Source organism: Paracoccus sp. J39 (genome assembly GCF_000518925.1).
GTDB lineage: Bacteria > Pseudomonadota > Alphaproteobacteria > Rhodobacterales > Rhodobacteraceae > Paracoccus.
Window position 1 is genome coordinate 268,184 of the sequence record NZ_JAEN01000001.1, and the last position, 13,401, is coordinate 281,584.

Annotated in this window: 13 protein-coding genes; 7 read left to right on the forward strand and 6 right to left on the reverse strand. The window is 65.0% G+C overall.

The genetic code is table 11. The annotated features are described in order from the left end of the window. Entirely contained in the window at positions 1 to 1,020 is a 1,020-nt protein-coding gene (dctP, locus tag L632_RS0101330) for a TRAP transporter substrate-binding protein DctP (RefSeq protein ID WP_084648036.1), read from the reverse strand. A 247-nt stretch (positions 1,021 to 1,267) separates the two neighbouring features. Between dctP (L632_RS0101330) and dctP (L632_RS0101340) the strand changes: the two genes are divergently transcribed. The 4 genes from dctP (L632_RS0101340) (at position 1,268) to L632_RS0101355 (ending at position 5,091) form a co-directional block, all read left to right on the forward strand. After that, positions 1,268 to 2,293, forward strand: a complete 1,026-nt coding sequence (gene dctP / locus L632_RS0101340) for a TRAP transporter substrate-binding protein DctP (protein ID WP_232220941.1) — start codon at positions 1,268 to 1,270, stop codon at positions 2,291 to 2,293. Between the two features lie 54 nt (positions 2,294 to 2,347). Further along, positions 2,348 to 2,959 carry a TRAP transporter small permease gene (locus tag L632_RS21830; RefSeq protein ID WP_036696977.1) on the forward strand — a complete coding sequence of 204 codons (612 nt, stop codon included), beginning with the start codon at positions 2,348 to 2,350 and terminating at the stop codon, positions 2,957 to 2,959. Next, the gene (locus L632_RS0101350; protein WP_028716205.1) at positions 2,959 to 4,239 is read left to right on the forward strand and encodes a TRAP transporter large permease; all 1,281 of its coding nucleotides are present in this window, start codon (positions 2,959 to 2,961) and stop codon (positions 4,237 to 4,239) included. Before L632_RS21830 ends, L632_RS0101350 begins: the two co-directional genes overlap by 1 nt. Positions 4,240 to 4,335: 96 nt before the next feature. Continuing rightward, positions 4,336 to 5,091: an SDR family NAD(P)-dependent oxidoreductase gene (locus L632_RS0101355; RefSeq protein WP_028716206.1), complete on the forward strand. Its 756-nt coding sequence runs from the start codon at positions 4,336 to 4,338 to the stop codon at positions 5,089 to 5,091. A gap of 72 nt (positions 5,092 to 5,163) precedes the next feature. Here the strand turns inward: L632_RS0101355 and L632_RS0101360 are convergent, their stop codons facing one another. From L632_RS0101360 to L632_RS0101380, 5 genes are all read right to left on the reverse strand, one after another. After that, positions 5,164 to 5,400, reverse strand: coding sequence for a hypothetical protein (locus L632_RS0101360; RefSeq protein ID WP_028716207.1), 237 nt, complete (start codon positions 5,398 to 5,400; stop codon positions 5,164 to 5,166). A gap of 63 nt (positions 5,401 to 5,463) precedes the next feature. Further along, on the reverse strand, positions 5,464 to 6,177 hold the full coding sequence (locus tag L632_RS23385) for an ABC transporter substrate-binding protein (RefSeq protein ID WP_028716208.1): 714 nt from the start codon (positions 6,175 to 6,177) through the stop codon (positions 5,464 to 5,466). A gap of 124 nt (positions 6,178 to 6,301) precedes the next feature. Continuing rightward, positions 6,302 to 7,798 carry an aldehyde dehydrogenase family protein gene (locus tag L632_RS0101370; protein WP_028716209.1) on the reverse strand — a complete coding sequence of 499 codons (1,497 nt, stop codon included), beginning with the start codon at positions 7,796 to 7,798 and terminating at the stop codon, positions 6,302 to 6,304. Positions 7,799 to 7,858: 60 nt separating this feature from the next. After that, positions 7,859 to 8,680 (reverse strand): N-acyl homoserine lactonase family protein, encoded by an 822-nt coding sequence (locus L632_RS0101375; protein WP_028716210.1) that lies wholly within the window; start codon positions 8,678 to 8,680, stop codon positions 7,859 to 7,861. 10 nt (positions 8,681 to 8,690) lie between these two features. Beyond that, positions 8,691 to 10,304: a GMC family oxidoreductase gene (locus L632_RS0101380; protein WP_028716211.1), complete on the reverse strand. Its 1,614-nt coding sequence runs from the start codon at positions 10,302 to 10,304 to the stop codon at positions 8,691 to 8,693. A 436-nt stretch (positions 10,305 to 10,740) separates the two neighbouring features. Here L632_RS0101380 and rpoN point away from each other — a divergent pair, with 436 nt between their 5' ends. The 3 genes from rpoN to L632_RS0101395 all read left to right on the forward strand — a co-directional run bounded on the left by rpoN (position 10,741) and on the right by L632_RS0101395 (position 13,229). Next, positions 10,741 to 12,129: an RNA polymerase factor sigma-54 gene (gene rpoN / locus L632_RS0101385; protein WP_028716212.1), complete on the forward strand. Its 1,389-nt coding sequence runs from the start codon at positions 10,741 to 10,743 to the stop codon at positions 12,127 to 12,129. Between the two features lie 196 nt (positions 12,130 to 12,325). Further along, positions 12,326 to 12,724, forward strand: coding sequence for a Zn-ribbon domain-containing OB-fold protein (locus L632_RS0101390; RefSeq protein WP_028716213.1), 399 nt, complete (start codon positions 12,326 to 12,328; stop codon positions 12,722 to 12,724). A gap of 40 nt (positions 12,725 to 12,764) precedes the next feature. Continuing rightward, positions 12,765 to 13,229: a MaoC/PaaZ C-terminal domain-containing protein gene (locus tag L632_RS0101395; RefSeq protein WP_028716214.1), complete on the forward strand. Its 465-nt coding sequence runs from the start codon at positions 12,765 to 12,767 to the stop codon at positions 13,227 to 13,229. Positions 13,230 to 13,401 lie beyond the last annotated feature (172 nt).

Sequence of the window (13,401 nt, forward strand, 5' to 3'; positions counted from 1 at the left end):
TCATTTCCCCAGCGCCGCCTTGTAGGCTTCCAGCGTCTCGGTGCCGGGACGACCCTGCTTGTCGAGATTGGCCGCCCAATCCGCGGCGATAGGCGCCAGCAGCGCGTCCATCTCCGCCCGCATCGCATCGTCAACATGCGTGACCTCGACGCCGGCTTTGACGGCGCGCTCAATGGCCGCGGCTTCTTCCTTGTCCATGAATTCGCAGGCGCTGACTTCCGCCACCTTCCCGGCCTCGATCATCGCTTCCTGCACATCCGGCGGCAGCGACTGGAACTTCTTCTCGGAAATGCCCAGGAAGACCGAGCCATGGCCAAATGTGTAGCCGGTCAGAGAATACTTCGCGACTTCGGGAAGCCCCATGTAGTCAACCGAGGCCATGAAGGCCAGCATCGAAGCGTCCACCGTGCCGCGGGCGACGGCATCATAGACCTCGCCGTTCGGAATCTTCACCCCGGCCGCGCCCAGCCTGGCCACCGCAAGCTCCATGCCGGCTCCGGCGGGGCGGATCTTCATGCCCTTGAAATCCGCGACTGCGTGGATCGGCTTGCGACCGTGGATTGAATAGGGCGGCAGCGCCATATAAGAGAGAATCCGTATGCCGGCCGGCTTGTATTCGCTGTCATGAAGAGGTGTTCCCGGATCGGCAATGGCCCGGAACGCCTTGCTGGCGGCGCAAGAACTTTCGGCCAGGCCCGGCATCTCCAGGATCCCGGTCAACGGGATCTTGTCGGCGAAATAGCTGGGGGCGATCTCGGCGACGTCGATGACGCCCAGCTGCGCCGCGCCCAGCAGCTCGGTGGATTTTGCGAGCTGTTCTGTGGGGAAATATTGGAACTGCACCTTGCTGCCCGTGCGCTCGGTCAACTTGTCCATGAAGACCTTGGTGCCATGGGCGCCTACGAAATGGGTGGGTGGCAGAAAACCACCCAGCCGCAGAGTGATGCTCTCATCGGCAGCTGCATCATGAAGCATGCCGAGCAATGCACAGAGTGAGAAAGCCGCAAGTGTCTTGTTCATTTCGTTCCTCCCAGCAACGTGGGAATGGACGTCCGCTGCCGGATCGCCGATTCTCCGCCGCTGCCGCAGCAAACTCCGTGCCAGAGGGTGAGTGAATGCGCGGGCCTTCTTCCGGCACTGCGTTGAAATTCACCGCTGAGCGGTCCGCGCTGGCTGGAGGCCGGCTGGCACGCAATTTGCTGAACCGGGGGCGGGGCCATGATCGGCGATCCGGGGGGACGCCAGAGGCCATGATGGGAGGAAACCAATGAAGAACAGATTGACTGCTTTCGGGCTCGGGATGTGCTGGCTGGTCGGGGCGACGGGTGTGGCTGCGGCCGAGGACCAGATCTCGCTTCGGCTGGGCGGAATGGTGCCGCCGACGCACTTCGTCGGCGCCCATGGCACCAAGGTTTTCATGGACGAGCTGACCGAGCGCACGGGCGGCAAGGTGCAGTTCCAGTATTTCCCGTCGGAGCAGCTTGGCAAATCCACCGAGTTGCTGGGTGCCACGCAGCTTGGTGTCGTGGACGTGGCCGAGATCGTGCCGGGATATTTCGCCGACAAGATCCCCCTGACCGGGATCCTGGAAATGCCGGGCCTGGCCGAAAGCTCTTGCGCCGCCAGCAAGGCATTCCGGGCCGCCGCGGAGGTTGGCACCAAGGTCTACGAGAGCGAATACAAGCCTGCGAACATCCGCGTGCTTTCCTACATGGTGTTCCCGCCCTATTCGATCGACGGCACCCGCCCCATCAAGTCGATGCAGGACTTCAAGGGCGCCAAGATCCGCGTGGCCGGCCCGGGCATGGAGCTTGCGGTGGCCAAGCTGGGCGCCATCGGCGTCAAGATTCCGGCTGGCGAGATTTATGATGCCGTCGCTCGCGGCACGGTCGATGCAGCGACGCTGGCCTATATGGCCTTCGTGGACTACTACGGTCTGCACGAGGTGGCGAAACATTCGCTGACCGGCTATCCGCTCGGCAGCGCCTCGATGTTCTTGGCCGTTTCCGAGAAGAAGTTCCAGTCGCTGCCGCCGGACGTGCAGGCAGCGATGATCGAGGCCGGCAAGGTGGCGGAAGTCAGCGCCTGCGAATTCATGGACAAGGAAGAAGTTGCCGCCATGGAGCGCGCCATCGCGGCCGGGGTCGAGGTGACGCATGTTGACGATGCGATGCGGGCAGAGATGGACGCGCTGCTGGCGCCTGTCGCCGCGGACTGGGCGGCCAATCTCGACAAGCAGGGGCGGCCCGGCACCGAGACGCTGGAAGCCTACAAGGCGGCGCTGGGGAAATGATGGCATCACCCGGACCCTTCCGACCGAAGGGTTTCGCAACCTGGAGAGAGTGCCATGAGCACCAGCTTTAAAACACCGGACAAGGATAGCGGCCTGAAAAAGGCGATCCTGGGCACGGACCGGATGCTGACCCTGATCGAGAGGCTGATGATGGGGATCGCCTCGGCCGCCATCGTCGCCATGATGCTGCTGGTCACGGCCGATGCGCTGCTGCGCTATGCCTTCCACAGCCCGCTGGCCTTCGTGCAGGACGTCGTCGTGCTGTATCTGCTGCCTGCCTCGGCCTTCTTCGCCTTCTCCATCGCGATGCGCGAAGGCGCGCATATCGCGGTGGATGCGGTGGCGAACACGCTGCCGCAGCGGCTGTTCAACGGCATCCTGGCGCTTTCGCTGGCGCTGTCGCTGGTGTTCCTGGTGCAGATCGCCTGGGCTGGAGCCGTCGTGACGCATGAAAGCTGGCGCCTGTCGGACACCACCGGCGGCGTCTATCCGCTGCTGATCTGGCCCAGCAAGATCATCGTGCCGATCGGCATGGGCCTGATGTCGCTGCGTGTCATCCATGCGGTCATCGCGAACCTCTACACCTGCGCGACCAGTGACATTCAGGTCGCCTATCCTCAACGCCACAACCCCTATAGCGACCCCGTCGCACCCGGAGCGGAATAATGGCAACCACCGTCGCACTTGGCCTTTTCGTCCTCCTGATGGCGGTCGGCCTGCCTGTCGCGCTGACCTTCCTGGTTTCGGGCGGCATCGGCATCTACATGCTTCTGGGGCCGGACATGATTGCCGGCCTGCTGACCACCTCGCCGCTGTCCTCGGTGCAGATCTACGCGCTCATCGCCATTCCGATGTTCATCCTGATGGCGAACCTGATTACCGTCAGCGGCGTTACCGACGAGCTGTTCGATGTCACCAAGATCTGGGTTGGGCGCACGCCCGGCGGTCTGGCGCATGCCACGGCGCTGACCGGGGCGATCTTCGGCGCTGTCTCGGGCTCCAGCACCGCCGCCGCGGCGACGCTGGCCTCGACCAGCATTCCGGGGATGCTGAAGCAGGGCTACAACAAGCGGCTGGCGACCGGGGTGGCGGCGATCTCGGGCACGCTGGCCATGCTGATCCCGCCCAGCGTGGCCATGGTGTTCTATGCGCTGATCGCCGATCTGCGCGTCTCGCACCTGCTGATCGCCGGGCTGGTGCCGGGCATCCTGGTGACGATCACCATCATCCTGACCGTGCTGGTCCTGGTCCGCATGGACCCCGACCACGCGCCGGCCGGGCAGCGCTATTCGCTGGGCGAAAAGATCAGGTCTTTGCGTAACACTTGGAGCTTCCTGCTCCTGTTCATCGTCGTGATCGGCGCGATCTATACTGGAATCGCCACCCCGACCGAGACCTCGGCCATCGGCGCGCTGGCCGCGCTGCTCTTGTGCCTGTGGCGGCGGGTGCCGGCGCACAAGCTGGCCAAGGCGGTCAGGACGTCGGCCGAGACCAGTTGCATGATCGCGCTCATCATCATCGGCGCCTCGGTCTTCGGCTATTTCGTGACGCTGACGCAGATGACGCAAAGCCTGATCCAGTTCGTTGCCGACATCGGCATGAGCCGCTGGGCGGTGCTGGCCTTCGCGATCCTGCTTTACGTGGTGCTGGGCTGTTTCATGGACATGATTACCATGCTGATCCTGACGGTTCCGATCATGGTGCCGCTCATGAACAGCCTGGGTTTCGACCCCTACTGGTTCGCGGTGATCGTCATCGTCACGGCCGAACTGGGCATGGTGACGCCGCCATTCGGGCTGAACGTCTTCGTGATCTCGAAATATACCGGCATCCCGGTGGGGCAGATCTTCCATGGCTCGCTCCCGCATGTGGTCGCGCACCTGATCCTGATCTTCTTGCTGGTGCTGTTCCCCGGGCTCATCACCTGGTTGCCCTCGACCATGTAGGGGCCAGGCCCGTTGCACGACCCCGGAAAAATCGCCCCGGCTGCAGGATGTGGCCGGGGTTCTTCAGAACCGTAGTCCTTGACGAGAAGAGAACGCATGCCGCTGGAATTTTCCGGAACATCGGTGGTGGTGACGGGCGCCGCCCGAGGCATCGGCGCCGCCATCGCCACGGCCTTCGCCCGGGCCGGTGCGCGGGTCTGGGCCTGCGACGTGATTGCCGAGGCGCTGGACGAGACGGTCGCCGCCATCAATGCCGGGGACGCGGGCCGCGCCACCGGCCGGGTGCTGGACGTGTCCGATCGGGCGGCCTGCGCGGCCCTTGCCGCCGAGGTTGCGCTCGAGGGCGCTATTTCGGCGCTGGTCAACAATGCCGGCATCATCCGCAGGATGCCGATCACCGATCCGGGCGCGGAACAGGCCTGGGCGCAGATGCTGGCGATCAATGCCACCGGCGCGCTCAACATGGTCGGGGCGTTTCTGGATCAGCTCGAACAGAACCGCGGCGCCATCGTCAACCTGGCCTCGATCATGTCCTTCGTGTCCGGCGCCAACCTGGTCGGCTATTCGGCATCGAAAGGGGCGGTGGCGCAGATGACCAAGGGGCTGGCCTGCGAACTGGCGCCCAAGGGCATCCGGGTCAACGCGGTGGCGCCGGGCTTCATCGACACGCCGCTGACGCAACCCACCAGCGCCAATCCCGAGGCCATGGCGGGGCTGATGGCGCATACGCCGCTGAAGCGGCCGGGGCGGCCCGAGGAACTGGCCGCTCCGGTGCTGTTCCTGGCCTCGCCGGCGGCTTCCTATGTGACGGGCATCGTCATGCCCGTCGATGGCGGCTATCTGGCCGTCTAGGAGCGCATGCAGGGCCGGCATTGCCGGCCTGGAGAAGGATCAAGGGGCCGGGGATGAGCGCCGGCCCCCGTCTTACGGCGCGACGTAGTAGCTGTTCTCGATGATGCCGGGGTCGAGCTTCGACTCGCTGGCAAAAAGATTGACGAAATCCACCACCCTTTCGACATCGGCGCGCTCGATCTGCATCTGCACGGGGGCAAATGCGCGGGCCTGTTCCCAAATCTGATCGAAAACCTCGGGATCGATGCTCTCGAAATAACGCTCGCGGACCTTGTCGCGGGCCTGGGCCGAGGTCTTGTCGTCGCGCATGGCCGAGGCTGCCAGTTCGATCGCCTTGACTACCTTGGCTGCGGCCCCGGGATTCTGATCCAGTCAGGCGCCGTTGGTCATGGCGACGGTGTAAAGGAAACCGTCAAGCTCCTTTACCTCTCCTGCCGCCAGGTTGAAGGCATAGACCGCGTTCAGGTTCTTCATCGCCAGTTCGGGTGCTGGCGAGGACAGCGTGAAACCGTCGATCTGCCCGTTTCCCATCGCTGCCTGATAGGCGGCGGCATTGCTGCCAAGGGGCACGATGGTGATGTCCTGTTCGGGATTCAGGCCCGCCAGGATCGTCAGATACCGCAAGACATGCTCGCCTGCGTCGCCGCCGGGCACGCCGAACCGGCCACCCTTCAGGGCCGCCAGCTTGTCGGAGACCGGGCTGTCGGCCGTCACGCCGTTGCTTGCCGCCCATTGGTCCGAGAATGTCAGGCCGGTGGTGTATTGCCGGGCGACCGGGGCCAACAGGCGGACATCGACGCCCGCCTGCCGCAGGAAGAGCGTGGTGCTCGCCGCCGTCATGCCGATATCGGCAGAGCCTCCGGCCACGGCCGCCACGACCTTGGCGCCGCTGGAGGTGGTGATCAGTTCTGGTTCCAGCCCGGCATCGTGGAAATAACCCATGGTCAGGGCGGTCAGATAGGGCATAAAAGCCGCGCTGCTGGTGGACTGGATGATCCGGATCGGTTCGGGTTCCTGCGCGACGGCGACCAGCGGGGCGCTGGACAGCGCGGCCGCCAGCATGATCGAGAATAGTCTGGTCTTCATGCTTTTCCTCCTCGTTGGTGACCCGGGCGGCACCCGGATCACCGAGGATGCGCAAGTCTTGTGCCATGCGCCGACGCCGAGCGTATCAGCCCCTTGCCGTGCCGACGGCCTCGCATCGCGGCCCCTAGAAGACGATACCGACGGATTTTTCCTCGGTGAAGGAGGCCAGTTCCGACAGGCCCCGCTCGCGCCCGATGCCGCTGTTCTTGAAGCCGCCGAAGGGCACGGTGCGAGGATGCGAGGCGACGTCATTGACCCAGAGATAGCCGGATTTCAGCGCCTTTACCGTGCGCAGCGCGTTTGACAGGTCGCCGGTCCAGACCGCACCGGACAGCCCGTATTCGACCGAATTGGCCATCTCGATCACTTGGTCGAAATCCGACCAGCGCAGCACCGACAGCACCGGGCCGAAGATTTCCTCGCGCGCGATGCGCATGTCCTGTGTCACGTCGGCGAACACCGTCGGACGCATCCAGTAACCCTTGTCGAAGCCGGGGCCCTGCGGACGCTCGCCGCCGGCGACCAGCCTTGCGCCCTCGTCCCGGGCCGAGCGGATGAAACCCTCGACGCGCTCGAGCTGCGCCTTCGAGACGATGGCGCCCATCCGCGTGCCCCAGTCGCAGGGATCGCCGACCCTGATCGCCTCGACGATATCGACGATGCGGGCCAACACCTCGTCATGGATGTCCTCATGCAGGAACAGCCGGCTGGTCGAGCTGCAGGACTGGCCCTGCCAGCTGAAGTTCATGCCGGTGACGGCTGCGGCCGCGACCTTGTCGAGGGGTGCGTCCGGGAAGACGATGAACGGGTTCTTGCCGCCCAGTTCCAGCGAGATGTGCTTGACCGCGCTTTCGGCGGCGGCGCGCTGGATGGCCAGCCCGGTGCCGACCGAGCCGACGAAGGACAGCCGCTTGACCCTGGGGTGGCGCACCAGCGCATCGCCGGCCTCGCGCCCGCCGCTGACGATGTTCAGCACTCCCGGCGGCAGGGCATCGCGGGCGATCTCGCCCAGGATGGCCGAGGATAGCGGGCATTGTTCCGAGGGCTTCAGCACCACCGTGTTGCCGGTGATCAGCGGGCCGGCAAGCCCGTGGACCGCCATCGCGATCGGATGGTTGAAGGCGGTGATGCGGCCCACCACGCCATAGGGTTCGCGCAGCGTCAGGTGCAGCTTGCCCGGATCGACCGGGATGGTGGCGCCCTGAAGCTCGCTGCCCAGACCTGCCAGATAGCGCAGCCGCGCCACGCTGCCGCGGATGTCGCCCAGCATGAAGGCGGCGGGGTTGCCGCTGTCCGAGACTTCGGCCGCCAGCAACTCGTCGGTCCGCGCCAGGATCGCGTCGCCGAAGCCGTTCAGATAGGCTGCCCTTTGCTCGACGGACAGGGCGGCCCATGCGCGTTGCGCCTTTTCGGCGGCTGCAACCGCCCGTTCGATGTCGGCGGCGTTGCCGTCGGGGACACGGCCGATATAGTCCTCGGTGGCGGGGTTGGTCGCTTCCAGCCAGGCGCCGCCGGCGCTTTCGACCAGTTCGCCGTCGATCAGCATCCGCCCGTCGATCGGCCGTTCGAGACGGACCGGCTCCTTGGGCGCTTCGGCAGGGCGTGGTTCATTCGGTCGCATGTGGTGTTCCTTGCAAGTGGCGCGGTCCTGTCGCCGGACGGTTCCGCAGCGGGGAAAGGTTCAAGACGCGGGCTGCGGTTCGGCGGGATCTTCCGCCAGGTCCATGATAAGCCCTTCCAGTCCCGGCCGCGCCGGCGGATAAAGGCGGCTCACCAGCTTGTCATGGCCGGGGATCAGGAAGCGTTCCTCGCCCGCAAGCCTGCGGCAGGTGCGATAGCCGGCCAGCATCTCCTCCATGTTCTGGAACACGAAGAAGGGCCGTTCGCTCCGCGCCTCCTCGTAGAGATGCACCGCGTCCGAGGCCAGCAGCACCGGACCGCGCCGGGTTGCAACCCGCAGCACCATCTGGCCGCGCGCATGCCCGCCGACAAGCGCATAGTCCACGCCCTCGGCGAAGGTCCCGTCGCCGTCCAGGAAGCGCAGGCGGTCGTCGTAGAGCAGGCCGATCAGGGCCAGGGCATCTTCGCGCGCATAGGCGTGGCGGAAGAAGGCATGGCTCATGTCCTCGCCGGCCAGCGATTCCATCTCGGCCTGCTGGATCCAGAAGGTCGCGTTCGGGAATTCGTGCAGGTTGCCGACATGGTCGGGATGGGCATGGGTCAGCAGCACCTGCGTCACCTTTGCCGCGTCGATGCCGATCCGGGCCAGCAGCTCGGCCGGGCTGCCGTTCCATTGCCGGCCAATCCTGCGGCAGTCCGCCTCGGAAAAGCCGGTGTCGACGACGATCACCTCGTCGCCGCGGACCAGAACCCAGAAGAAATAGTCGAAACCGGAGCAGATCTCGTCCGGGCGGCCGTCCAGATAGGTCAGGCTGGCCGGCCGGTCCCCCGGCTGGGTGACGGTGCAGATCGCATAGGCGTTCCAGGGGGATTGCTGTTGCATCTTCGTCTCCTCACGCCGCATCGGCCAGTACCATGTCGGCGCATTTCTCGCCGATCACCATGCAGGGGATGCTGGTATTGCCCGAGAACATGGTCGGCATGATCGAGGCATCGGCGACACGCAGCCCCGCGATGCCATGCACCCGCAGGCGTTCGTCCACTACAGCCATCGGATCGCTGCCCATCTTGCAGGTTCCCAGCATGTGATGCGCGATATTGCCCTGTTCGCGCAGATAGGTCAGGATTTCCTCGTCGGTCTGGTATTGCGGACCGGGCACGAGCTCTTCCTCGACATATTGGCCCAGCGGCTGCGCCTGGACGATCTCGCGCGACTTGCGGACCGCGGCGATCGAGCCCTGCCGGTCATTCTCGGTCTGCAGGAAGCGATAGTTGATGCTGGGCGGTGCGAAGGGATCGGCCGAGCGGATGTGGATGTTGCCGGTGCTCTCGGTCCGCTCGAAATGCGAATACATGAAGAAGCCTTCGATCGCCGACATGCGCCGCCCCTCGTTCTTGGTCAGCTCGATGATGAAGGGGGCGGCTGCGATCAGGATATCCGCATCCTCAAGCTCCGGCCGCGACTTGACGAAGGCGCGCATCGTCCCCATCCCCTGCGAGATGAAGCCCTTGCGCAGCAGCGCATAGCGCAGCGCCTCGAGCCATAGCCGCCAGCCGCGACCCTTGCGGGCGATGGAGATCCCCGGCTTGTTGAAGCGCCATTTCATGATCGCGGCATAGTGGTCGCGCAGGTTCTCGCCCACGCCGGGCAGGTCGTGGATCGGCTTGATGCCATGCTGGCGCAGGATCTCGGGATTGCCGATGCCGGACAGTTCCAGCAGCTTCGGGGAATTGGCCGCGCCGCAGGAGACGATCACTTCGCGACGGGCCCGCACGGTTTCCACCTTGCCGTTGCGGCGGTATTTGACGCCCACGCAGCGCTTGCCCTCCATGACCAGCGACATGGCCTCGGCGCCGGTCAGGATGGTCATGTTCGGCCGCTTCCTGGCCGGGACCAGGAATTGCGTCGCCGTGCTTTCGCGGCGGCCGCCATGGATGCAATGCTGCGCCATGGCGACGCCGAATTGCCTTTCGCCGCTATAATCGGGGTTCGACGGGATGCCGGTGGCGTTGGCGGACTGGATGAACAGGTCGTAGAAGGGCGAAAGCTTGGACGCCTGCCCGATCTTCATCGGACCCGAGCGGCCATGATAGCGGTCCTCGCCGAAGCTGGCATTTTCCAGCTTCTTCATGAAGGGCAGCATATCCTCATAGCCCCAGCCATGGCAGCCCAGTTGCGCCCAGGTGTCGTAGTCGATGCGCTGGCCGCGGTTGTAGACCATGCCGTTAAGCGAACTGGAGCCGCCCAGCATCTTGCCGCGCGGCACATAGATCGGGCGGTTGCCGTGGCTTTCATGCGGTTCCGAGCGGTAGCACCAGTTGACCGCCGGATTGGCGACCATGAAGACGTTACCGGAGGGCGGGATCGACCAGATGTAGTCGGGGCCCTTGATTCCGGCCTCAAGACACAGGACCTTGTATTTCCCGTTCTCCGTCAACCGTCCGGCGATCACGCCGCCGGCCGAGCCCGATCCGACGACGATGTAGTCGTAACTGGATGCGTTCATCTGCAATCCTCCCCTGTTTCCCCTCGCAGTGGCTTGTCCTGCATTGCCTTGGGCGATCGACCCTCCCAAGGCAGCACATGCGCTGGCACGCCCCGACCCGAGCAAGTTTCATGCCAGCCTTTGGGGGGACGCGGGCCCGGCATGCCTGCCCGTCCTTGGGACGAGTGGCGCCGCCGCGTACATCGGCGACGGGCAAGCGGCAGGACTGTCCGCGACAAGGACGGCCGGCAGCCGGTGACGCTACAACCTGGGAATTCTAACCGGTCGGTTGCTTGATTTTGGCACGGCTCCGGGAAAAGATGAGGGCAGGGAGAATCTCATCATTTTCGAAGGGCTGCGGGCCCAGCCAGGGATCGGATGCAACGCCGTTGCCCAGCCGTTTCATGTGCGCTGATGCGTGCCGTGCGGAACGGGATGGCGAACCGGGGGAGGGGAAATGAAACTCGAACCGAATATCGGTGCGTATCAGAAACAGGCGATCGTCGTTTCGGCGCAGGCTCTCCAGTCGCTCAGCGTGCTGCAATTCAGCCAGGACGAGTTGCAGGACTATCTGCGCGAGCAGGCCGAAAGGAACCCGTTCATCGAATTGTCCGAGCCTTTACCGGCCACGCCCGAGGCTGCGCAAGCGCGGTCCGGCGCCCTTGGCCCGTCGCCCCGCGATGCAGGTTCTGCCGGTGGCGGGTCTGCGCGCGGCGGCATGGACATCGACAGCGTCGCCCTGCTGCGCGAGGCGCAGATCTCGCTGCGCGACCATTTGCGGGCCCAGGCCGGGATGACCTTCCGAGACCCGAAGGACATGGCCGTCGCCATCGAGATCGTGGAATCCCTGGACGCCGACGGCTATTTCCGCCGCGACCCGGACGAGATCGCCGAGATGCTGGGCGCCAGCCAGGCGCGGATCGAGGCTGTGCTGTGCGCCGTCCAGCGCTTCGACCCCGCCGGTATCGCCGCCCGCGATCTTGCCGAATGCCTGCGGTTGCAGCTCGAGGACAAGGGGCGGCCTGGCCCCGCGATGCGGCGGCTGCTCGACAACCTGCCGCTGCTGGCCGAGTTCAACTATGCCCGGTTGGCCCGGCTTTGCGGCGTGAACCTTGACGAGATCAGCGTCCTGGTCAGAGAGATCCGCGACCTTGATCCGCGCCCCGGCCGCCGGATGGAGGCCGAGCCGACATTGCCGGCGCTGCCCGACATCGTGGTCAACCGGCAAGAGGACGGTTCCTTCGCCATCGAGCTCAGCAACCAGTTCCTGCCGCGGGTGCTGGTGAACCGCGAATATTACGCCGAGGTCAAGGCCAGAAGCCGGGACAAGGATGAAAAGCGTTTCGTCATGGACTGCATGCAGAATGCCGGCTGGCTGGTGAAGAACCTCGACCAGCGGGCGCAGACCATCCTGCGCGTCGCCGCCGAGATCGTGGCGCGGCAGGAGCAGTTCCTGCTGCATGGCGTGGAGCATCTGCGGCCGCTGAACCTCAGGGACGTGGCCGATGCGGTGGGGATCCATGAATCGACGGTCAGCCGCGCCATCGCCAACAAGTTCATGATGACCAGCCGCGGCATGTTCGAGCTGAAATATTTCTTCGCAAATTCCATCTCGGCAAGCGAGGGCGGCGAGGACTTCTCGGCCGAGACTGTCCGGCACCGCATCCGGCAGATCGTCGACGCCGAGACGGCGGCCGCGGTGCTGTCCGATGACGCCATCGTGGACGCGTTGCGCGCCGCGGGCATCGACATCGCCCGGCGCACCGTGGCGAAATATCGCGAGATGATGCGCATCCCCTCGTCCCTGCAGCGCCGCAAGATGAAGCTGGCAGCTCAGCTTATCTGACGCCTTGGCACGCATCTTGCTTGGTCTGGGCCAAGGAGGATGCAGGCGATGGACCATCGGCATGACGACAGGATCTGTAAGCGCGGCGGATGCGCGCCGGCTGTCGGAAGCCGCCTTGCGCAGCATCCCGGAAACGAACCGCAGCAAGGCCCGACCGCCTTTCTGGAAAAGCGCGATGCTTCAAGGAGATGACCGAATGACTGAAATGTCCCGCCACGCCAATGGCGATTCCGATCCCTATTGGGAAGGCGCCCGCCAGCGCCGCCTGCTGTTCCAGAAATGCAAGGGCTGCGGCTCGGTCCAGTTCCCGCCGCGCCATCACTGCGCCGCCTGCTGGGAGGCCGACCTGGACTGGAGCGAAAGCAGCGGCAAGGGCGTGGTCGAAAGCTTCACCATCGTCCACCGCGCGCCGCTGGCCGAGTTCCGCGACCGCGTGCCCTATGTCGTCGCCTCGGTGATCGTCGAGGAAGGGCCGCGCATGCTGACCAATATCGTCGGCGAGGGCGCGCTTGAGGTCCAGGTCGGCGCCAGGGTCAAGGCGAGCTTCGTCAGCGGTGCGGATGGCGAGACCCTGCCGCAATTCGTGCTGGCCTGAGGCCGGCGAAGCAAACTTTCAAGACGTCAAGGAGAACGACATGAACGCACAGGTGCGTGGCAAATACTGGGACGATTTCGAGGTTGGCGAGGTGATCGTGACGCCGAAGCGGACGGTGACCTCGACCGACATCGTGAACTTCGCCTGCCTGTCGGGCGATTTCAACGAGGTCCATACCAACTGGGAATATTGCAAGCAGACCCAGTTCGGCGAGCCGATCGCCCATGGCCCGCTGGTCTATTCCATCGTCGGCGGTCTGCAATACGCCGCGGGGATCAACGACGGCACGCTGATCGCGCTGTTGCAGATCGACGGCTGGCGGATGCTGAAGCCGGTCTTCCACGGCGACACCATCCATGCCGAGATGACCGTGCTGGACAAGACCGAGACCAGCAAGGGCGACAAGGGCGTCGTGCAGATGAAGCGCGAGTTCAAGAACCAGAAGGGCGAGACCGTGCAGGAGATGATGGTCAAGATGCTCTACAAGCGCCGTCCGGCCGCCTGAACAGCGGCCGTCAGACCGCGCGAGCCTCCGGGATGGAATACGCGGCAAGGGGGAATGGGCGGCTCGTCAGGGGCCGCCCATTTTCCATGGCGCCTTCGGCAAGCGGCAGGCGGCACGAAAAAGCCCCGCCGCGGGATCGCCGCAGGCGGGGCCAGGCTGCGCCGAGAGGCGC

Excerpts from the sequence above, each read along its gene's own strand:
- dctP (WP_084648036.1), bottom strand. The coding sequence starts at position 1,020 with ATGAACAAGACACTTGCGGCTTTCTCACTCTGTGCATTGCTCGGCATG.
- dctP (WP_232220941.1), top strand. The coding sequence starts at position 1,268 with ATGAAGAACAGATTGACTGCTTTCGGGCTCGGGATGTGCTGGCTGGTC.
- L632_RS21830 (WP_036696977.1), top strand. The coding sequence starts at position 2,348 with ATGAGCACCAGCTTTAAAACACCGGACAAGGATAGCGGCCTGAAAAAG.
- L632_RS0101350 (WP_028716205.1), top strand. The coding sequence starts at position 2,959 with ATGGCAACCACCGTCGCACTTGGCCTTTTCGTCCTCCTGATGGCGGTC.
- L632_RS0101355 (WP_028716206.1), top strand. The coding sequence starts at position 4,336 with ATGCCGCTGGAATTTTCCGGAACATCGGTGGTGGTGACGGGCGCCGCC.
- L632_RS0101360 (WP_028716207.1), bottom strand. The coding sequence starts at position 5,400 with ATGCGCGACGACAAGACCTCGGCCCAGGCCCGCGACAAGGTCCGCGAG.
- L632_RS23385 (WP_028716208.1), bottom strand. The coding sequence starts at position 6,177 with ATGAAGACCAGACTATTCTCGATCATGCTGGCGGCCGCGCTGTCCAGC.
- L632_RS0101370 (WP_028716209.1), bottom strand. The coding sequence starts at position 7,798 with ATGCGACCGAATGAACCACGCCCTGCCGAAGCGCCCAAGGAGCCGGTC.
- L632_RS0101375 (WP_028716210.1), bottom strand. The coding sequence starts at position 8,680 with ATGCAACAGCAATCCCCCTGGAACGCCTATGCGATCTGCACCGTCACC.
- L632_RS0101380 (WP_028716211.1), bottom strand. The coding sequence starts at position 10,304 with ATGAACGCATCCAGTTACGACTACATCGTCGTCGGATCGGGCTCGGCC.
- rpoN (WP_028716212.1), top strand. The coding sequence starts at position 10,741 with ATGAAACTCGAACCGAATATCGGTGCGTATCAGAAACAGGCGATCGTC.
- L632_RS0101390 (WP_028716213.1), top strand. The coding sequence starts at position 12,326 with ATGACTGAAATGTCCCGCCACGCCAATGGCGATTCCGATCCCTATTGG.
- L632_RS0101395 (WP_028716214.1), top strand. The coding sequence starts at position 12,765 with ATGAACGCACAGGTGCGTGGCAAATACTGGGACGATTTCGAGGTTGGC.